This is a genomic window from Capnocytophaga sp. oral taxon 323, assembly GCF_001278825.1.
Taxonomy (GTDB): Bacteria; Bacteroidota; Bacteroidia; order Flavobacteriales; family Flavobacteriaceae; genus Capnocytophaga; species Capnocytophaga ochracea.
In genome coordinates this window covers 2,027,908-2,048,982 of record NZ_CP012589.1, presented here as the reverse complement: position 1 = coordinate 2,048,982, position 21,075 = coordinate 2,027,908, and the positions used below count along the sequence as shown (strand labels likewise).

13 protein-coding genes are annotated in these 21,075 nt (G+C 41.1%); all 13 read left to right on the top strand.

The window, feature by feature from the left end:
* Positions 1–274: 274 nt before the first annotated feature.
* The 13 genes from AM608_RS08785 (at position 275) to AM608_RS08725 (ending at position 21,072) form a co-directional block, all read left to right on the top strand.
* Positions 275–1,459 (top strand): hypothetical protein, encoded by a 1,185-nt coding sequence (locus AM608_RS08785; protein WP_053581478.1) that lies wholly within the window; start codon positions 275–277, stop codon positions 1,457–1,459.
* Between the two features lie 7 nt (positions 1,460–1,466).
* The gene (locus AM608_RS08780; protein WP_002674731.1) at positions 1,467–2,651 is read left to right on the top strand and encodes a hypothetical protein; all 1,185 of its coding nucleotides are present in this window, start codon (positions 1,467–1,469) and stop codon (positions 2,649–2,651) included.
* A 106-nt stretch (positions 2,652–2,757) separates the two neighbouring features.
* Positions 2,758–4,059, top strand: a complete 1,302-nt coding sequence (gene rimO / locus AM608_RS08775; RefSeq protein ID WP_053581477.1) for a 30S ribosomal protein S12 methylthiotransferase RimO — start codon at positions 2,758–2,760, stop codon at positions 4,057–4,059.
* Positions 4,060–4,121: 62 nt separating this feature from the next.
* The gene (locus AM608_RS08770) at positions 4,122–5,669 is read left to right on the top strand and encodes a type I restriction-modification system subunit M (protein ID WP_053581858.1); all 1,548 of its coding nucleotides are present in this window, start codon (positions 4,122–4,124) and stop codon (positions 5,667–5,669) included.
* A 250-nt stretch (positions 5,670–5,919) separates the two neighbouring features.
* Positions 5,920–7,206, top strand: coding sequence for a restriction endonuclease subunit S (locus AM608_RS08760; protein ID WP_053581475.1), 1,287 nt, complete (start codon positions 5,920–5,922; stop codon positions 7,204–7,206).
* Positions 7,207–7,492: 286 nt separating this feature from the next.
* Positions 7,493–8,077, top strand: a complete 585-nt coding sequence (locus tag AM608_RS08755) for a transposase (RefSeq protein ID WP_053581474.1) — start codon at positions 7,493–7,495, stop codon at positions 8,075–8,077.
* Entirely contained in the window at positions 8,070–8,219 is a 150-nt protein-coding gene (locus tag AM608_RS12145) for a hypothetical protein (protein WP_157466293.1), read from the top strand. Before AM608_RS08755 ends, AM608_RS12145 begins: the two co-directional genes overlap by 8 nt.
* Positions 8,220–8,233: 14 nt before the next feature.
* Complete coding sequence (locus AM608_RS08750; RefSeq protein ID WP_053581473.1) at positions 8,234–11,338, top strand: type I restriction endonuclease subunit R; 3,105 nt, start codon at positions 8,234–8,236, stop codon at positions 11,336–11,338.
* Positions 11,339–11,389: 51 nt separating this feature from the next.
* Positions 11,390–11,956 (top strand): aminoacyl-tRNA hydrolase, encoded by a 567-nt coding sequence (gene pth / locus AM608_RS08745; protein ID WP_053581472.1) that lies wholly within the window; start codon positions 11,390–11,392, stop codon positions 11,954–11,956.
* 19 nt (positions 11,957–11,975) lie between these two features.
* Positions 11,976–12,434, top strand: coding sequence for a CopD family protein (locus AM608_RS08740; RefSeq protein WP_053581471.1), 459 nt, complete (start codon positions 11,976–11,978; stop codon positions 12,432–12,434).
* Between the two features lie 814 nt (positions 12,435–13,248).
* Positions 13,249–16,533 carry a TonB-dependent receptor gene (locus AM608_RS08735; RefSeq protein WP_053581470.1) on the top strand — a complete coding sequence of 1,095 codons (3,285 nt, stop codon included), beginning with the start codon at positions 13,249–13,251 and terminating at the stop codon, positions 16,531–16,533.
* A 12-nt stretch (positions 16,534–16,545) separates the two neighbouring features.
* Complete coding sequence (locus AM608_RS08730; protein ID WP_053581469.1) at positions 16,546–18,294, top strand: RagB/SusD family nutrient uptake outer membrane protein; 1,749 nt, start codon at positions 16,546–16,548, stop codon at positions 18,292–18,294.
* A gap of 24 nt (positions 18,295–18,318) precedes the next feature.
* Positions 18,319–21,072 (top strand): SusC/RagA family TonB-linked outer membrane protein, encoded by a 2,754-nt coding sequence (locus AM608_RS08725; RefSeq protein ID WP_053581468.1) that lies wholly within the window; start codon positions 18,319–18,321, stop codon positions 21,070–21,072.
* The last annotated feature ends 3 nt before the right edge of the window (positions 21,073–21,075 follow it).

Below are 21,075 nucleotides of genomic sequence, written 5' to 3'. Positions count from 1 at the left end.
CAAAAAATGGTAAAAACGGGGTTTCGAGGCGAAAGAAAGAGGAATCCTCACCCCATCCCTCTCCAAAGGAGAGGGGGATATAGCGACGGAAAAAAGAAGGGATAATTAGAGAATTAGCAAATTTGGAAATTAGTAAATGAGAAGTGTGATTAATCGAAGGGACTTTGAAAGAGGTTGGATTTTTGTCATTGTATAAAAGTTTAACATTCCTTTAATAGTAGAGAATAGAAAAAAGTATTACTTTTGCCTCAAAATTTAAATACTAACATTCATTATGAAGAGAATTTTATTGAGCCTTTTGGCAATGGCTACGCTTGTAGGGTGTGGTAGTAAGGACGATAATAATCCTACCCCTCCTCAGAGACCTGACTTCACAAAAGAACAGCAAAACTATCTGCCTACTAAAAAAGTAAAACACGTAACAGCTACTTATGTAGAGGCTGATTATGAAAATGGTTCTTACCCTTCCGTACAATACAAAGACTTCTTAAACCCTGAGTTGAATCAGGGACAAAAGTTTACAGTGAAAACTATGGAGTACTTCTATGAGTATGACAATGCAGGTAGAATCACTAAGGTTACTTTTAAAAGAGAGGGAGACTCTGATATTGTAAGTACCCTCACTTATTCAAATATTTCGGTAACCATTACGTCTCCTCCTCCTTATGATGGGATTAGAGAGCCTCGCTCTATAGAATATGGACTCAATTCTTCTGGTAACATATTAAGCTTAGGGGTATACAACGAGAAACAACAACTCAAAAACTCTATGAGTGCAGGAACTTTTACTTGGGAAAACGACAACCTCACTAAAATCAGTAGAAAAGTAACGAGAAATGGGGTGGTTAAAGAAAGAGGAGTGAAATTTTCTTACAATAGTGCTACTAATAAAAATAAATTTTACTTACTTGATCATACAGGAGATGATATCCGTAGCTATCAGGAATACTTTGCACTTTCGATTGCTATCATAAAAGGAGCAGCTCCTAAAAACTTACCTATAGAAGCGACCCCTTTAGAGGAAAACGATTCTTATAGTAGTCGTTTTGAGCGCCCAGTGAGCTTCAGTTATACTTTTGACAGCGATGAGTTTGTAAAAACTATTGCTGAAAAAGAAAATAAATTTGTCCCTGGTTCGTTATATTCATACGTTCCTAACAATGGCAACAACGAAATTGGTACTTATTGGAGTGAGTTACAAACACTGATTGCAAACATTGAGAATAAAACGGTTACTGATAAGAGCTACAAATTTATCAGTGATGATGGTAGTACTCGTATTTTTGAGATTACTGTACCTGTAAAAGTAGAAAAAGATAGCAATGGTAAAACTATCAATCTGAACGTGAATAAAGTTTGTAAGTTTACCGTATCTTATAACAATACTTCTGCTACTGATATCCGTATGGAAGCTACCTACTATGCTGATATAATTACGAATTACGAATTAAATTACTAATACCACTATGAAGAGATTTTTATTAAGCCTTTTGGCATTGGCTACCCTTGTAGGGTGTAACAGTAAGGACGACAACACTCCTACGCCTGCAAAGCCTCTATCGGAGCAACAGCAAGCTTATTTGCCTACTAAAAAAGTAAAACGTATAAGCTGTACTTATATTGATGAAGGTACTACAAGCAACACTAATAGTCCTAACAGTTATTTAGAAGCTGAATTATACAACCAAACGTATACTTTACGTACTGCCGAATACCTATACGAATACGACAATATGGGTAGAATCAACAAGGTTACCATAAAACAAGAAAGAAAACCTGAAGATGTAAGAACTTTTACCTATAAGGACTATTCGGTAATAATTACCGCTCCTTATGATACCGAAGTGAATGGTCAATACGATATTCAAGCGGTAGAGTATGGACTAAATGCAGCAGGTAATACACTCGGGTTTGGTATGTACAACGAAAAACAACAACTTAAAAGTGTAAGTGACGAGATTATTACTTGGGAGAATGACAATATTACGAAAATTATTAGCAAAGATGATAGAGAAGGAAATAAAATTCTCGAAACTGTCTTAACTTATTACAACAATGAGAATAAGAACAAATTTAACGTTTTTTCTTTTGATTTCAGTAGAGAAAGCAGAAGTTTTATGAATTATTTCGAAATGCCTATCGCTTTGATAATTGGTGCATCTCCTAAAAATTTGCCTAAGAAAGTAGTAATTCCGTCTTCTCGCTACAATGGAGAAATAGAAAACAAAATCATAGAACTTGCTTACACTTTTGATAATGATGGTTTTGTGAAAAACATTAGCGAAAACGAGTATTTAAGAACTGGAACTTCAGTAGGAGCTTATTATCAAAATCCCTCTTATGGAGATATTGATGCTACAACTATGTCAAACACTTTGCAAGATCTTATGACTAAGATTGATAACGGAACAGTTACCGGTAAGAGTTATAAAGTCATCAATAACAAACAAAATGAGCGTGTAATTCAATTTACCATTCCTATAAAAGTAGAGAAAGATAGCAATGGTAAACCACTCAACCTGATAGTAGATAAAATCTGTGAATATACTTTCAGATATATCACTGAAAATAATCAGAAAAAGTTATCACAAATAGAAATGAATATAACATTCAAACCTCATTTAGTAACCCATTACGAACTCAATTACTAATAGACTTTGAAAGCAGAAATCAAATTGTCCGCCCTCACACAGTGAGGGCGGACAATTTGCTAATTACTAAATTAGTCGTACTTTTGCCCCCTGAAACTAACAACAAATGCGAACAAGAAGTATAAAGAAAAACACTATAAACGTCATAACCCTTGGGTGTTCTAAAAATGTATATGACAGCGAAGTGCTGATGGGGCAACTCAAAGCGGGTGGCAAAGAGGTGGTGCACGAACAAAAAGGCAATATTGTGGTGATTAACACTTGTGGGTTTATCAACAATGCCAAAGAGGAGAGTATCAACACTATTTTGGACTATGTACAACAGAAAGAAGCCGGATTGGTAGATAAGGTGTTTGTGATGGGGTGTCTCTCTGAACGCTATAAACCCGATTTGGAGAAAGAAATCCCTGATGTAGACCAATACTTCGGCACCAGTGAGCTCCCTGCTCTTTTGAAAGTACTCGGTGCCGACTATAAGCACGAGCTCATAGGCGAGCGTCTCACTACTACCCCTAAGAACTACGCCTATCTCAAAATATCGGAAGGTTGCGATCGCCCTTGTAGCTTTTGTGCGATTCCGCTAATGCGCGGGGCGCACCTATCGACTCCTATTGAAGCTCTCGTAACCGAAGCGGAGAAGTTGGCTGCCAAAGGAGTGAAAGAACTTATACTCATCGCCCAAGACATTACTTACTACGGTCTCGACCTCTACAAAAAACGCGCCTTAGCTGACCTACTGCGTGCTCTTGTGAAAGTAGAAGGCATCGAGTGGATACGCATACACTATGCATTCCCTACCGGCTTCCCGATGGACGTATTGGAGGTGATGAAGACTGAACCTAAAATCTGTAACTATTTAGACATTCCGCTTCAACATATTTCTGACTCTATCCTAGCAAGTATGAAGCGCGGTACTACCCAAGCGAAGACTACTAAACTGCTGAAAAAGTTCCGCGAAGCGATACTCGAAATGGCTATACGCACTACCCTTATTGTGGGGTACCCAGGAGAAACGGAAGAAGACTTCCAGAAGCTGAAAGACTTTGTAAAAGAGATGCGTTTCGACCGTTTGGGTTGTTTTACTTACAGTCACGAGGAAAACACTACCGCCTATGCGCTCGAAGACGATGTGCCGGAAGAAGTAAAGCTTGCACGTGCTAACGAGATTATGGAGATACAGTCGCAAATATCGTGGGAACTCAACCAAGAAAAGGTAGGCAAGACTTTCCGTTGCCTTATCGACCGCAAAGAGGGCAACTACTTTGTAGGTCGCACCGAATACGACTCGCCCGATGTAGACAACGAGGTGCTTATCGATGCTAAAAAACACTATGTAAAGATAGGTGATTTTACAGATGTAAAGATTATCGATGCTACCGATTACGATTTGTATGGAGAGCCGTGCTAATCAACAAATTGGCTAATTCGCAAATTATTATTACCTTTGCACCTGTGAAAATAGGTAATATAATGACAAGTATCAAGCAAAGAGAAGAAATACAAGCCACAATTTGGAAAATAGCCAACGAAGTACGCGGAGCAGTAGATGGGTGGGATTTTAAACAATTTGTTTTAGGCACCCTTTTCTATCGTTTTATCAGCGAGAATTTTACTAATTTCATCGAAGGTGGTGATGAGAGTGTGCAGTACGCTCAGCTGCCCGATGGGGCTATTACCCCTGAAATAAAAGACGATGCTACAAAAACTAAGGGTTATTTTATCTATCCCTCTCAGCTGTTTGTGAATGTAGCTAAAAATGCGAATACCAATTCCAATCTCAATACCGATTTAGCAGCTATCTTCTCGGCTATCGAAAGCTCTGCCAATGGCTACCCCTCTGAAGCAGATATCAAAGGACTGTTTGCCGACTTCGACACTACCTCCAACCGCCTTGGCAATACCGTTGAGGAAAAAAACAAACGCCTCGCCGCGGTAATTAATGGAGTGGCAGGGCTTAGTTTTGGCGATTTTGAAAACCATCAAATCGACCTCTTTGGTGATGCTTATGAATTTCTTATTTCTAACTATGCTGCCAATGCAGGCAAATCGGGTGGGGAGTTCTTTACCCCTCAGAATGTATCAAAACTCATTGCGCAGTTGGCTTTGTTGGGGCAATCATCAGTAAACAAAATTTACGACCCTGCTTGTGGGTCGGGCTCTCTCTTGCTACAAGCTAAAAAACACTTCGATGACTACCAGATAGAAGAAGGCTTTTTTGGGCAGGAAATCAATCATACTACCTACAACTTGGCGCGTATGAATATGTTCCTGCACAATATCAACTACGATAAATTCAATATTGCCTTAGGTGATACGCTTATCAACCCTTGCTTTGGCGACGAAAAGCCTTTTGATGCCATCGTTTCCAATCCTCCTTATTCGGTGAACTGGATAGGTAGCGACGACCCTACCCTTATCAACGACGACCGTTTTGCGCCAGCAGGTGTATTAGCGCCAAAATCTAAAGCCGACTTTGCCTTTGTATTGCATTCCCTCAGTTACCTTTCAGCTAAAGGGCGTGCCGCTATTGTCTGCTTTCCCGGTATTTTTTACCGCGGAGGTGCCGAGCAGAAAATCCGCAAATACCTCATCGATAACAACTATGTAGAAACCGTCATCGCCCTACCGCCCAACCTCTTCTACGGTACGAGCATTGCCGTGAATATATTGGTACTTTCCAAACACAAACCCGACACCCTTACCCAATTTATTGATGCCAGTGGTGAGGACTTTTTTAAGAAAGAAACCAATAATAACGTACTGACCGATGCCCATATAGCGCGTATTGTTAGCATTTTTGCTGACAAAGAGGCGGTACCTCACACCGCTGTACAGGTAGACAACCAGCAGATAGCCGAAAATGACTACAACCTATCCGTTAGTTCGTATGTAGAAGCAAAGGACACCCGCGAGGTGATAGATATTCAGCAACTCAATGCCGAAGTAGCGCAAACCGTAGTGCGGATTAATGAACTGAGGGCTGATATTGAGGAGATTATTAGAGAAATAGAGGGGTAGTATATGAATAGTGAAATAAAATATCTGATTTATAATACACCGCAAGAAGCGGTTTCAGTTGCAGAAGGAAAACTTGACAAAATTCAGTTACCGAGAAAATCTCGGCAACTGCAACTGATAAGGCAAACTCAGAATGATGTAACTATTTCCAAAATGGAAACAGTTCACCCCTTTAGTTGGTTAATATGAAAAACGATGAAATATAGGCATAATTTGCTTAATCTAAAACCTATTCCAATAATAACAACAAATGACACAAGAACAAAAAATATTCCCTTATATAGCCCACCTCCTACAAGGCACTGAAGTGGTATGGAAACCGCTAGGAGAGGTAGCAGAGTACATAAGAGGTATAACGTATAATAAACAGGCAGAGATACAACACAAAGATGGTTGGAAAGTTCTAAGAGCAAACAATATAACATTAAAATCTAGACAATTAGATTTCAATGATATTAAAGTTATTGATAAAAGTATTAAAGTTCGAGATAACCAGCATTTATATAAGGGAGATATTCTCATTTGTGCAGGTAGTGGCAGTAGAGAACATATTGGTAAAACAGCCTATATCTTTGAAAATCTTGAATATATTTTTGGAGGTTTTATGGGAGTCATTAGAACCAACAAAGAATATCTTTTATCAAGATTTTTATTTCATTATCTAGGCTCATCTTCTTTTTCTACTTATCTAAATAAAGAGCTAAACTCAAGTACTATTAACAATTTGAACTCTTCAATTATGAACAAGTTCCAAATCCCCCTTCCTCCTCTTTCTGTTCAGCAAGAGATTGTTCGTATTTTGGACAAGTTCACCCAGCTGGAGGCGGAGCTGGAGGCGGAGCTGGAGGCGGAGCTGGACTGCCGCAAGCGGCAGTATGAATACTACCGAAATAAATTATTGACTTTCAATGAGATAGGGGGTACTGAGATAGTTTGGAAAACGCTAGGAGAAGTAGGTGTTTTTTATGGAGGTCTTACAGGAAAAAATAAATCAGATTTTGAAAATGGAAATGCTTCATACATAACATATAAAAACATATTTGATAATATAGAGATAAACTTTGATAGACTTGAGAAAGTTAAGATTTCTCCTACTGAAAAACAGAATAAAGTAAAACATGGAGATATATTATTCACTGGTTCGTCAGAAACAGCAGAAGAAGCAGGAATGTCTTCTGTTATTACAACAACTATAGAAGAGGATATTTACTTAAATAGTTTTTCTTTTGGAATACGATTTAATAAAGATATAAAACTACTCCCTACATTCTCTAAACATTTATTTCGTAGTCATTCTGTACGTATTGCAATTTCAAAGACAGCTAGTGGTGTAACACGCTTTAATATTTCAAAAGAACGATTAAAAAAAATCTACATTCCTCTCCCTCCCCTCTCCGAGCAACAGCGTATTGCCAACATTCTTGATAAGTTCGATACTTTAGTCAATTCTATCAGCGAGGGGCTGCCGAAAGAAATAGCCCTACGCAGAAAACAATACGAGTATTATAGGGAGAAATTATTGTCGTTCCCCTCGTAGGGGTCAATGGCAATTGACCCTAAATATTGAGGAAGGATTGTTGTTTGAAGGCGAATTGCCTTTTAAGGGCGAATTGCAATTCGCCCCTACAACAGGATACAAACATTGTCAATATATTGCAAATGAGGGTAAATAATGTAATGAATTATGGATTGTTTTTCCGTTATGATACACATCACACCGTAGAGGGCAATGGCAATTGACCCTCAAACAATTGACCCAACATTTGAGAACGAATCGCATTTCAGGGGTGAATTATTCCCAAATATTCAATAAACCAATAAAAATGAATAATTATTATTATAACCCTGATATACATCACCGTAGATCTATACGCCTACAAGGATATGATTATGCACAAAAAGGAATGTATTTTATAACCTTATGCGTACAGGAAAGAGAATGTATTTTTGGTACTATATTTGAAAATAGGATGTTCCTTAATGAAATAGGACAAATCGTAACTGATGAATGGGTAAATACTATGAATATTCGTGATAATGTGATAATCCACGATTTTATCGTGATGCCTAATCATATACACGGTATTGTAGAAATAACATATAATAAAAACAATGAATGCCTGATAGGTGAATTTGTTTCACCAACAAAATCAATAGGAGCTATTGTAAGAGGTTTTAAAATCGCCACCACCAAAAGAATAAAAGATTTCATAACCCCTGTAGGGGCGAATGGCAATTCACCTAATGGTAATTATCCCCTACAAGAATGGATTATCAATCATTTACCACATATATGGCAACGGAATTATTATGAACATATTATAAGAGATTACAACGACCACGAACGTATTGCCAAGTATATAAATACCAATCCCTCACGCTGGGAAGAAGATATGTTTAATGAATAATTTACAATCGTTTTTCTATGATGATAAACATCACACCGTAGAGGTCAATTGCCATTGCCCCCTCAAACAATATGGGCGAATTGCCTCACATACTCAGCTGCGCCAGCTCGCTGACTTTGCCCTTACAGATAAGATAAAATAAATTATAATCATATTATGACCTACAACACTATCGCCGAAACACAAAACTACATCGTTTTAGACAATTATACTAAGCTCTCTAAAGTGAGCGAAGCACCCGCTACTTACCAAAGCGAAAATGCTTTAGAACGCGAATTTATAGAGGATTTGGTAGAACAAGGCTATGAATACCTGCCGCAGCTTACGACCCCCGCCGCACTCTTGAATAATGTGCGTACGCAGCTGCAAAACCTCAACAGCGTAACCTTCTCCGATGCCGAGTGGCAGCGCTTTGTAGAGGAATATTTAGACGCCCCCAGCGATAACTTGGTAGAAAAATCGCGCAAACTGCACCGCGATTATATCTACGACTTTGTATTCGACGATGGGCATATACAAAACATCTATTTGGTTGATAAGAAAAATATCATTCGCAATAAGGTACAAGTAATCAATCAGTTCGAACAGAAAGGCTCTCACGCCAATCGTTATGATGTAACGATTTTAGTGAATGGGTTGCCCTTAGTGCAAATAGAACTCAAAAAACGAGGGGTGGCTATCCGTGAGGCGTTCAACCAAGTGCATCGCTATAGCAAAGAGAGTTTCAACAGCGAGAGTTCTCTATACAAATACCTGCAACTCTTTGTCATTTCCAACGGTACCGATACCAGATATTTTGCTAATACCGTAAAGCGCAATAAAAACAGTTTCGACTTTACAATGAATTGGGCAAAAGCTGATAATTCTCTTATACGTGACCTGAAGGATTTTACCGCTACTTTCTTCCAGAAAAACACTTTATTACAAGTGCTACTCACCTATTCGGTATTAGATGTAAGCGACACACTATTAGTGATGCGCCCCTACCAAATAGCCGCTACCGAACGACTACTGTGGAAGATAAAAAGTGCCTATCTGGCTAAGCACTGGAGCTCTCTTGAGGGGGGTGGTTATATATGGCACACTACAGGCTCGGGCAAAACGCTCACCAGCTTTAAAGCTGCCCAATTGGCTACCCAGCTCGATTTTATCGATAAAGTGTTCTTTGTAGTAGACCGCAAAGATTTGGATTATCAAACGATGAAGGAGTATCAACGCTTTTCGCCCGATAGTGTAAATGGCTCAGGTAGTACTGCCGGACTCAAACAGAATTTAAACAAGAACGACCATAAAATTATCGTTACTACTATCCAAAAACTCAATAACCTGATGAGGAGCGAAGAGCACTTGCCGGTATACGACCAGCAAGTTGTTTTCATCTTCGATGAGGCACACCGTTCACAATTTGGTGAAGCGCAAAAGAACCTTAAAAAGAAGTTCAAAAAGTACTACCAATTTGGTTTTACAGGCACCCCTATTTTCCCCGACAATGCCTTGGGCAGCGAAACTACTGCCAGCGTGTTTGGTCGCGAACTGCACGCTTACGTAATTACCGATGCCATTCGCGATGAAAAAGTGCTGAAATTCAAAGTAGATTACAACGATGTACGTCCTAAGTTTAAGGGTATAGAAACCGAGCAAGATGAAGCCAAACTCAGTGCTGCCGAAAACAAACGCCTCTTGCTACACCCCGAACGTATTAGGGAAATAGCTACGTACATCTTGCGCAATTTCCGCCTCAAAACCCACAGGAATGAGGGTAGTAATAAGGGGTTCAATGCAATGTTTGCCGTTAGTAGTGTAGAGGCTGCCAAATGCTACTACCAAGAGCTCAACGCTTTGCAAAAAGATAGCGACCGACCGCTCAAGATAGCGACTATCTTTTCTTATGCTGCCAATGAAGAACAAAATGCTATAGGCGACATTACCGACGAAACTTTCGAACCTTCTGCTATGGACGTCAGTGCCAAAGAGTTTTTAGAAAAAGTCATTGTCGACTATAATGTGATGTTTAAAACAAGCTTTTCATTAGAAAGCAAATCGTTTGAAAACTACTATCGCGATTTGAGTAACCGTGTGAAAAATCAAGAAGTCGACCTGATGATAGTAGTAGGTATGTTCCTCACTGGTTTTGATGCCCCTATGCTCAATACGCTATTTGTAGACAAAAACCTGCGCTATCACGGACTTTTGCAGGCTTATTCTCGCACTAATCGCATCTACAACAGCACTAAGAGCTTTGGTAATATCGTCACTTTCCGCGATTTAGAAAAAGCTACCATCGATGCTATTACCCTTTTCGGCGATAAGAGCACCAAGAATGTAATCCTCGAAAAAAGTTACCAAGAGTATCTCGAGGGCTTTACTGATATTATTACCGGTAAAGCTTGCCGAGGCTATAACGAAATTGTAAAAGAACTAAAAGAACAATTCCCCGACCCTGATGAAATTCACACTACAGCGGATAAGAAAGCCTTTGTAAAGCTCTTTGGCGAATATTTGCAGGTGGAAAACATCTTGCAAAACTACGATGAATTTGCTCATCTCAAAGCGCTGCAAACCATTGATAAAAACGACCCTGAAGCGTTAAAATCCTTTGCCGAGGAGCATTTCCTAACCGAAGAACAAGTCGCTTCTATGGTACAATTAGAGGTACTAAAAGACCGATTAGTGCAAGACTATAAGTCCACTTATAACGATATACGTGATTGGGTAAGCAAGGAACGCGAGAACGCAACGCAAGAAAAACAGTTAATTGATTGGGAAGAGGTGGTTTTTGAAGTAGATTTGCTCAAATCGCAAGAAATAGATCTCGATTACATACTCGAACTCATCTTAGAACACCACAAAAAGAACAAAAACAAAGAGGCTTTAGTAGAGGAAGTGCGTCGCATTATCCGTGCCAGCATAGGTAACCGTGCCAAGGAAAGCCTTATAGTAGATTTTATCAACGAAACTAATTTAGATACTATTGACGACAAACCGACTATCATAGCAGCGTTCTTCACTTATGCCCAAGAGCGACAAAAAGCTGAAGCTGCCGAGCTAATCACGGAAGAAAACTTAAATGAAGAAGCTGCCAAACGATATATACAGCTATCTCTAAAACGCGAATACGCCAGCGAAAACGGCACTGACCTCAATAGCATTTTGCCTAAAATGAGTCCGTTAAACCCACAATATCAAACCAAAAAACAAACTGTTTTTCGCAAAATAGCTGCTTTTGTAGAAAAGTACAAAGGCGTAGGAGGTGAATTGTAATTTTATAATTCACAAATCAGCTAATTTACAAATTATTACTACCTTTGCACTATGAAAAAATACTTAATAGCCTGTCTCGGCAATATAGGGGCTGAATACGCCAACACACGTCATAATATAGGATTCCTTGTAGCCGATACATTGGTGAAAGACCATAATGTTTCTTTTACTACTCAGAAACTTGGTGACCTCGCCGAAATTAAAGTGAAAGGACGTACCTTTATATTGTTGAAACCTTCCACGTATATGAACCTCAGTGGCAAAGCGGTACGCTACTGGATGGAAAAAGAGAACATTCCTTTGGAAAACCTTTTAGTCATTTGCGACGATTTGAATATCCCGTTTGGCACTATCCGAATCAAAGGCAAAGGTAGCGACGGGGGGCACAACGGACTTAAAGATATTCAGGCTCAACTGAACACCCAACAATACGCACGTTTGCGTTTTGGTATTAGCAGTAATTTTGAATCGGGCAAGCAAATAGACTATGTACTCGGCGAATGGACTCCCGAAGAGCAAACCCTCCTCCCCGAACGCCTACAAAAATCTGCCGAAGCCGTCCTTTCTTTTGGCTTAGCAGGGCTTAATATTACAATGAATACGTTTAATAACAAGTAACCCCTAACCCCTAATACCTATGTACACACATCACCTCATTCTCATTCTGCACCTCATTGCTGCCACTATTTGGGTAGGCGGACACTTAGTATTGGCTATCGGCTATTTGCCAAAAGCTCTTAAACGCAAAGATTTTAGCTATATAGGCAATTTCGAGAAGACTTACGAGCCTATCGGAATGCCCTCTCTTGCCGTATTAGTTATCACAGGTATTTTGATGGCTTACGACTACAATGCAGGTTTGAGTTCTTGGTTTTCATTCGCTACTCCTATTGAGCGCGTGGTATCGCTGAAACTCACTTGCTTGCTCACCTCTATTTGTTTTGCTATTTCGGCACAAACGCGCGTTTTGCCCAAACTGCGCAAAGGTCAGCTCAACAAGTTGCCTGAAATGGCAGTGCATATTATCTGTGTAACCCTCATAGGGGTAGTAATGGTAGTACTGGGTAGTTTAGTAAGAATAGGAGGAATACAATAATATTAGAGGGCTAACTAATAAACTTCCATTAGCCCTCTTTCCTTTAAGATTTAAACGCAGATTGTTTCTCTTCAAACTTCCCGACTGGTTAAATTCTGCTTTTACTTCTCTTAACTTTCCATTTTCACTCACACCTAAGGTTTTTATCTGATTCTGATTATAAACCAATTGTTGAAGTCAGTTGTTATGGGTTACACCTGCTCTTTAAGTTGCATTTGTATCATAACAAAAAAAATCTCTCTTCTTTATACAGCTTCCTATCAGCTAAGCCCACCCTCTTTATTCTTATCTTTTGTCTGAATTACCTCTTCCGAACCTCTTCAATTTTCTCCGTCTCCGTTTACTAATCTGTTAATTTTCTAATTCTCTCATTTTCTAATTTGCTTATTTCCCACCCTCGATTGGTTTTAGTAACATTCTAAATTCAATCAGTGTTCATTTAGTATTCAATTAATCTTCGGTTAGTCTCCATTGTAGAGCCACTGTAGACCCACTGTAGACCCACTGTAGACCCACTGTAGACCCACTGTAGAGCCACTGTAGACCCACTGAAGACCCACTATAAAACCTCTATTTGTTTATTTATTTTAAAATATGTAATATTGCACTTGTCAAAGAAAAAAGTATTTTGTTATAAACCTTTGATAAACACAATATAACAAATACCTAAACATTTCCTTTACTTTAATATTTCTTACAGTAGATAGAATTTGATAAATAAACGAAAAGAAATGATAACAACCCTTTAACTATAACACCCTACCTTTGCCCCAACGAAATAAGACATTTTCCATATAACTAAAATTCCAAAATTATGGATAGATTACATTCATACAAAACCAAACTACTGATGCTCGCTTGGCTGTTCGGGCTATGCGTAGGAGCACAATCCCTGTTTGCCCAAACAGTAAAAGGGAAAGTAGTTGATGAAGACAATATGCCTCTGATGGGTGCTACCGTATTGGAAGCAGGTACTAAAAACGGCGTAACCTCCGATTTCGACGGTAACTTCCAACTCAGCTTGAAGAACGGAAATGCTACCTTAGAAATATCCTTTATGGGATATAAGAGTACCAAAGTGCAGGTGCAAAACCGCAACAACATCACTGTAAAGCTCTTGCCCGAAACCACCGAACTAAAAGAAGTGGTGGTGGTAGGGTATGGTACCCAAAAGAAGGAAACTGTAACAGGTGCTATTTCTTCTGTCAAAGGAAATAAACTCGTAGAAAATGCAGTTGCCAACGTCTCCAATGCGCTGGTAGGGCGTATGCCAGGGATTACTTCCACTCAGTCCAGTGGTGAGCCTGGCAGGAACGCTACTACCATTCGTATTCGGGGGGTGAGTACCTTCAATGCAAGTAGCCAAGAACCTTTGGTAGTAGTAGATGGTATCCAAAGCTCTATGAATGCCGTAAATGCGATGGACCCTTACGAAATTGAAAGTATTAACTTACTGAAAGACGCTTCGGCAACAGCTGTCTATGGTGTGAAAGGAGCTAATGGGGTGGTGGTAGTAACTACCAAAAGAGGTCGCTCTGGCGCTCCTAAGGTGAGTCTTACTTATAACTTTGGTATGAGTGAGTTGGCTACTCAGTTAGACCTGCTCAATTCTTATGATTATGCGCGCTTCCGCAACGAGGCTATTCGCAATGACAACGACCCAAGTAACTTCGATAAGCTGTTCAGTGAAAGCGGTTTTCACAACGAGTTGTGGAAGTTCAAGAACAATCGCGACTATACACCTCAAGAGGTGGAAGCGATGAACCTCACCCCTGAACAAAAACAAGCCCTGCTAAATAGCCCCGCACTTTATTACACAAGTCATAACTATTTCAAAGAAGCTTTTGGCGGAGTTTCTCCTCAAACGCAATTCAACTTAAATGTATCAGGGGGAAGTGAGAAAACGCGTTACTTTACTTCTTTGGGATATTTCTATCAAGGAGGTACTTTCAAAGAAACTAACTACCACAACGCCGATGTAAACTCTAAATACGAGCGTTACAACTTCCGCTCTAACTTCGATTTTGAACTTACCGACCGCACCAACCTCACGCTCGACCTTGCTGCTGTATCTTCAAAAGTAGGTGGTATTTTAGGTAGTGAGCAAGACGGCGATGTAAACAGCGAAACAGCCCGCAAAAAGTCGATGTTAGTACACATTTTGGCGAATACACCTTTTGCAGGTCCTGGTATTGTAGACGGACGTTTAATCGATGGATATGTAGATGGTGTAAATCCTTTAGTAGGTAAAGGAGGTACAGGTTATTCGGTGTTGTCTAGCTTGCTCTGGCGACCTTATCTTACTACCTATCAAACCGACTTAAACCTAAACTTAAAACTGAAACACAAACTCGATTATATCACTCAGGGTCTTTCTATTTCGGGTACTTTTTCTTACAACGATTTATATAGAAAAGGTGTAAAAAGAGAACGTTCTATCCCTTCATATAGCGTAACTCGCAACCCTAAAAACCCTGCTGAACTACTCTTCTTTGGTGGCAGACTCAAACACACTACCCTCACCGACCGCTTTAAATCAAGCAAGTGGCGTCGCCTCTATTTTGAAGTAGCGACTAACTACGACCGCTCTTTCGGAAAACACAATATCACTGCCTTACTTTTGGCTAACGGACAAAAAACGTATGACCCTGGTTTTGAGTTCAACGTGCCTGCTGGTATTATGGGGCTCGCAGGTAGGGTTACTTACGATTACGACCGCCGTTACCTTATTGAAGGTAATATGGGGTATAATGGTACCGAAAACTTCGCCCCTGGCAAACGCTTCGGGTTCTTCCCTGCCTTCTCATTGGGTTGGGTAGTTACTAATGAAAAGTTCTTCCCTAAAAACAATATTGTTACTTACTTAAAGCTCAGAGGTTCTTATGGCGAAGTAGGAAATGACCAAGTAGGTGGTCGCCGTTTTCTATACTTGCCTAGTACTTGGGGCTATGGTTATGAAGGCTACCGCAACGATGGCTATGGTGCAGGAGGTTACTATTTCGGCAGTAGTGATGGTACTACCAAAGACCCTTTCTATACCGGTGCTTGGGAAACGCGTGTAGGGAACCCCAATGTTACTTGGGAACGCGCCAAAAAAAGCAATGCGGGTATCGACCTGAATATGTTTAAAGATAGGCTTACTATCAATGCCGATGTATTCCAAGAAAAACGCGACAACATCTTGTGGAACAGAGGTACAGTGCCTGGTATTGTAGGTTCCGACCTCCCTGCGAGCAATATAGGTAAAGTAACCAATAAAGGTTATGAAGTACAAGTGCACTGGGGCGACAAGATAGGCGATTTCACTTATGGTATCGGGGGGAATGTATCCTATGCTAAAAACAAAATAGACTACCGCGATGAGCCTAACAACCCTCACCCTTGGATGAATGAAACGGGCTATTCTATCGGGCAGTATAGAGGTTATCTCACCAATGGTTTCTACAACACTTGGCAAGAGGTAATGCAACGCCCTTATTCGCGTTTTGATGGCAATAAAGTGCAACCTGGTGATCTCCGTTATGTAGATGTGAATGGCGATGGCGTTATCGACGAGAAAGACCGCGTGCCTATTGGTTATGCAAACTTCCCTCGCTATACTTTTGGGGCAAACCTCAATGTAGGTTACAAAGGATTTGAAATATCAGTGTTGTTCACCGGTACGGCTCAAGGTTCTATGCCTTTGGATTTCTATACGCGCAACCCTTTCTATATGGGTACAGGAGCTGCTTTCCAACATCAGTACGACGGACGTTGGACTCCTGAGAAAGCTCAAAATGGCATTACCCCTACTTTCCCACGTGCTTCTATGCGCACCGGTGATAATATCAACGGATTGTTTAGCGACTTCTGGTTGCTCTCTACCGACCATATCAAGCTGAAAAACATAGAAGTAAGCTATCTCTTGCAAAAGAAAATGTGGTTAGAAAAAACGGGCATCTCATCGGTGAAACTATCGGTGAGTGGTAACAACCTCTATACGTGGTCTAAAATGCACGATGGTTACGACCCCGAACAACAAGATTCTAACGGCGCTGCCTCTGGATATCTCTACCCTATGACCCGCACTTATAGCGTAGGGCTCAACGTTCAATTTTAAAAAATACAACCAATGAAAAAGCTCATTTATACCACCTTAATTCTCGTCTTTTTCTCACAAGTATTTTCTTGTAAGTTAGAAGACCACTTTCTCGAAAAGAGTCTGGGGAGCGATGTGAATGTCGATTCTATCTTTTCGAGCAAACAGAAATCTCTCTCGGCTATTGCCCAAGCCTACGCGATGAGCCTGCAATCGGGTATTACCTTGCGTTACGACAACGGGCGCATTAGCGGGCTGAAAGCGGGAACGCTCTCTCACCTATCGGGAGAAGTGAACGATGTGAAATTCAGTTGGGAAGACACCTATAAAATTCAACGTTCTGGAATGGTAGCCAGCGACTCCGATGGCAAAGCATTGAGTTCCGATGGTTTCGTGTTCAACTACCAATCTATCCGTCAGTGCTATTTGGTGATTGAGAATATCGATAAAGTCCCCGATCTTACTGAGGTACAAAAGAAAAGTATCAAAGCCGAAATGTATACCCTCATCGCCTACCGATATGAGGAGATGTTCAAACGTTACGGCGGGGTGCCTATTATAGAGGGTACACTTTCAGTAGATTCCGACCTGAATATTCCTCGCGCTACCTTGCGCGCTACCTTAAACCACATTATTGCCCTTTGCAACAAAGCTATTCCCGACCTACCCGATAGCTACAACGCTTCGGAAAAAGGACGTGTAACCAAAGGTATCCCAATGTGTATCAAAGCCGAAGCATTGATGTACGCCGCGCGTCCGCTGTTCAATAGCAATACGCCTTATATGAGTTTGGGAGGCAATAACAACCTGATTTGTTTTGGTACACATGATGCTTCATTGTGGCAACAAGCCATAGAGGCTAATGAGCAAGTGATACGCTGGGCAACTGCCAATGGTTATCAAATCATCAATACTGGGAACCCCTTAGCCGATTACGGTACAGCAGTAGCAACCCCTAACAACCGAGAAGTACTCCTCGCCTTCAAATCACAAAGCTTTATAGAGGCTTATAACCCTCACAGCCAACCAGGAGGAGCAAATTCTATGAGTTACTTGCAACTTACCCAATACTACAAAACTGATGGAACTGACCAAATGTGGACGGGTGAAAACTGGGAAAGCTACGCAACTTATGTGAACAAGTGCAATGAGTTAGAAGCCCGCTTTAAAGCCTCAGCAGCGATTGCAGGACAACAAGCGTGGAACAACCCTGGTTCGCATTATTGGTCAAGTGAGACTTTGGCAAATGCCTCTACTTGGGAAAAAAGAGCGGGCAGTGAAGGCGCAGGACGCCGTGTGAAGTTCTTCTATATGGCTGATACACGCGATTGGTTTGAATTCCCTTTGTACCGTTTGGCTGAGTTCTACTTGAATCTCGCCGAAGCCTATAACGAAGTAGGCAATCCTGCTCAGGCTTTGCAAAACCTAAACGTTATCCGCTCGCGTGCAGGGCTGCCCAATATTACTGAAACAGGACAAGACGCTTTGCGCAAACTCGTACAAAGAGAGTGGGCAGTAGAGTTCTACGAAGAGAATCACCGTTATTTTGATGTAAAACACTGGAAACTCACCGATATTGCCAATGGTATCATTGGAGGAGAAAAGAAAGGAGTAGTTTTTGAGTACGCCCCAGGAAAATCGGAAGGGTGGAATGCGTGGGATTACGCTTCTTATGCTGTGAAACCTGTCTATACAGGGTATTGGGACAACAGTCAGTATTTAGAGCCTTTCCCTCAATCGGAAGTGAACAAAGGCTACTTGATACAAAACCCAGGGTACTAATAACCAATTAATAAAACAACTGAAATGAAATATAAACATAACATATTATTTTGTAGCCTTGTGGGCTGTATGCTTTGGGCAGGTGCTATGCAGGCACAAAGCCCTCTGAACGTACCCGAAGAATTGTCTACGCTTTCTACCTCATCAGTAAAAGGAGAACAACTCTTAAAAATGCCCACAACTAACTTTACCAACAGTTTGTTTGGGTTGCTACCTGGACTCACTGTATTGCAAGGCGGAGGAATGGACAATGCCAGCCTAAATATCCGTGGGTTGGGTTCTTACAACTACCCTTCTGTCACCTATTTTATCGATGGTTACCAAAGTGATTTTATACTGCTATCACCTTCTGAAATCGAGTCGATTACGGTTTTGAAAGATGCGGCTGCCTTAGCGCCGTTTGGTATGAAAGGCGCACACGGCATCGTGTGGATTACCACCAAACGCGGTGCAGAAGGCAAGCCTGTGGTAGGGGTAGATTTCCAAACGGGCGTGCAAATGCCTACGGTACTGAGCAAACCGCTATCGGCTACCGAGTATGCCCAGCTATACAACGAGGCTTACAGTAACGATGCAGGTGCTTGGACGAGCTTTTACAATATTCCTAACGATGTGAAATACAACACCGATTGGTACGACAAAGTGCTCAAAAAGTCGGCTTTGTTTGATAGGCAAGATGTGAGCATACGCGGAGGCTCGGCTACTACCAAGTATTTTGTGCTATTAGGGCACGCGGGCAACAGTGGTTTGTACTCCTCTAAGAACGATGATTCGCATTCTAGCGGAAGGTTCGACCAATATCTCGTAAAGGCAAATTTAGACTTCAGTATGCTCAAAATATTTGAAGGAAATGTAAATATCAACGGGCGTATAGAAGACCGTAAATCGGCTAATTACAACGAGTATAAGCTCTGGCAAAACTTGGCGAGCTACCCTAATATCATTTATCCGGCGCAAAACCCCAATGGCTCATTCCCTGGTACAGCTATCCACCCCGATAACCCTTACGCTTCTATCCGAGCCTTAGGCATCAAAACCCTACACGACCGCACTTTAGGGGCTAATTTCAACCTAAAAGAGAAATTAGACTTCATCACCCCTGGGTTGTACATACAACAAGGTGTATCGCTCAGTTCGTGGACACGAGGCACACGCATTGTAAGCAGAGATTACACTCGTATGTTCAATGGGGTAGCACAAACCACCCATCGCGATAGTAACTACAAAGTAGACGATGACTGGGGTACCAACCAATGGAACCGTTTGCAGTTTCTGTTAGGTGCAGGTTATGCCCGTGAGTTTGGACAAAACACTTTCCAAACAGCGGTAAATTACCTTCAATACGTTTATAATATAGACGACAATCTCAACGGAAAAGCGGGTTTGAACAACAACTACGCCTATCAGAACATCGGCGGACGTGTGTTCTACGATTGGAACAAACGCGTATCAGCAGAATTTGGTTTTGCCTTCGGTGGATCAGATAACTACAAGAAAGGCAATCGGTTTGGTTTTTATCACGCCCTTTCAGCAGCCTATCAGGTTTTCAATGAGCAACACCCTTCGGCGAATGCCAATATCAATCGGTTGAAATTGCGCGCTTCGGTAGGTACTACGGGTAACGATGTGTACAACGAAGGTCGCTACTTATACGAACGCTATTACGGCTCTTACGGAGGAGGTGGTTTTGCCACAGGAAACGACGACCCGTCTTGGCATAGTGCCATCGGACTAAAATACGTGCCTAATGAGCGTATATTTGCTGAAAAAGCCTATAAGTACAACATAGGCGTAGAAGCTAAATTCTTCAACAAATGGGACGTGATGATAGAGGCTTTCCTCAACAAACACGAAGGTATTATCTCCCCTGATTACAGTATTTCAAGTGTCTTTGGGGCTACCCCTCCCTATAAAAATATAGGAAAGGTAACTAACCGAGGTTTTGAAGTGAGTACTCTCTACAGCAACGCAGCAGGAAAACTCACTTATAGTATAGGCGCTAATGCTTCGTTTGCTAAAAACAAAATTGACTATATGGCTGAGTACGATGCTACTAGCGAGAGTTCAGCTCAAACAGGCAGACCTATCGGCACGCGCTTTGGCTATGAAGCTGCTGGTTTTTACGATATAAACGATTTTGACAGCAATGGCAATCTGCTACCTTCACTCCCTAAACCTTCCTTTGGAAACGTTGCCCCTGGTGATGTGAAATACCGCGACTTAAATGGCGACAACCGTATAGACCCTGCCGATAAAACTGAAATAGGCAAAAGCTACCTCCCTACACTCACGTATGCCGGTACACTCAACCTTGGTTATGAAGGATTTGACCTTGGCGTACTCGTGCAAGGAGTACAAGGCAGAGAGGTGAATTTATTAGACGATGCACGCCAAAAAACAGTTGCTTTTGAGAACAACGGCAATGTGTATGCTATCGCCAAAAACCGCTGGGCTTACTATCCTGCACAAGGCATCGATACCCGTAGCAACGCCCAGTATCCACGTTTGTCGTTATTGAGCAACAACAATAACACCCAGCCTTCCACTTTGTGGATAAAGAAAGCTAATTACCTAAGAGTACGCTACATAGAGTTAGGTTACAGCGTTCCTAAACGAATGCTCGACGAGATAGGCGTTAGCAAATTGCGCATTTATGTGAATGCTGCCAATCCGTTTACTTTCTCATCACTGCTTACCGATTACGACTTAGACCCCGAAGTACTTTCGGGTTACCCTGCCCTCAAATCGGTTACTATGGGTGTGTCTTTAAAGTTTTAAACA

What these genes read in the sequence shown, in the direction of transcription:
- rimO (WP_053581477.1), top strand. Translation starts at nt 2,758, where the DNA reads ATGCGAACAAGAAGTATAAAGAAAAACACTATAAACGTCATAACCCTT.
- AM608_RS08780 (WP_002674731.1), top strand. Translation starts at nt 1,467, where the DNA reads ATGAAGAGATTTTTATTAAGCCTTTTGGCATTGGCTACCCTTGTAGGG.
- AM608_RS08740 (WP_053581471.1), top strand. Translation starts at nt 11,976, where the DNA reads ATGTACACACATCACCTCATTCTCATTCTGCACCTCATTGCTGCCACT.
- AM608_RS08730 (WP_053581469.1), top strand. Translation starts at nt 16,546, where the DNA reads ATGAAAAAGCTCATTTATACCACCTTAATTCTCGTCTTTTTCTCACAA.
- AM608_RS08755 (WP_053581474.1), top strand. Translation starts at nt 7,493, where the DNA reads ATGAATAATTATTATTATAACCCTGATATACATCACCGTAGATCTATA.
- AM608_RS08735 (WP_053581470.1), top strand. Translation starts at nt 13,249, where the DNA reads ATGGATAGATTACATTCATACAAAACCAAACTACTGATGCTCGCTTGG.
- AM608_RS12145 (WP_157466293.1), top strand. Translation starts at nt 8,070, where the DNA reads ATGAATAATTTACAATCGTTTTTCTATGATGATAAACATCACACCGTA.
- AM608_RS08725 (WP_053581468.1), top strand. Translation starts at nt 18,319, where the DNA reads ATGAAATATAAACATAACATATTATTTTGTAGCCTTGTGGGCTGTATG.
- pth (WP_053581472.1), top strand. Translation starts at nt 11,390, where the DNA reads ATGAAAAAATACTTAATAGCCTGTCTCGGCAATATAGGGGCTGAATAC.
- AM608_RS08785 (WP_053581478.1), top strand. Translation starts at nt 275, where the DNA reads ATGAAGAGAATTTTATTGAGCCTTTTGGCAATGGCTACGCTTGTAGGG.
- AM608_RS08760 (WP_053581475.1), top strand. Translation starts at nt 5,920, where the DNA reads ATGACACAAGAACAAAAAATATTCCCTTATATAGCCCACCTCCTACAA.
- AM608_RS08750 (WP_053581473.1), top strand. Translation starts at nt 8,234, where the DNA reads ATGACCTACAACACTATCGCCGAAACACAAAACTACATCGTTTTAGAC.
- AM608_RS08770 (WP_053581858.1), top strand. Translation starts at nt 4,122, where the DNA reads ATGACAAGTATCAAGCAAAGAGAAGAAATACAAGCCACAATTTGGAAA.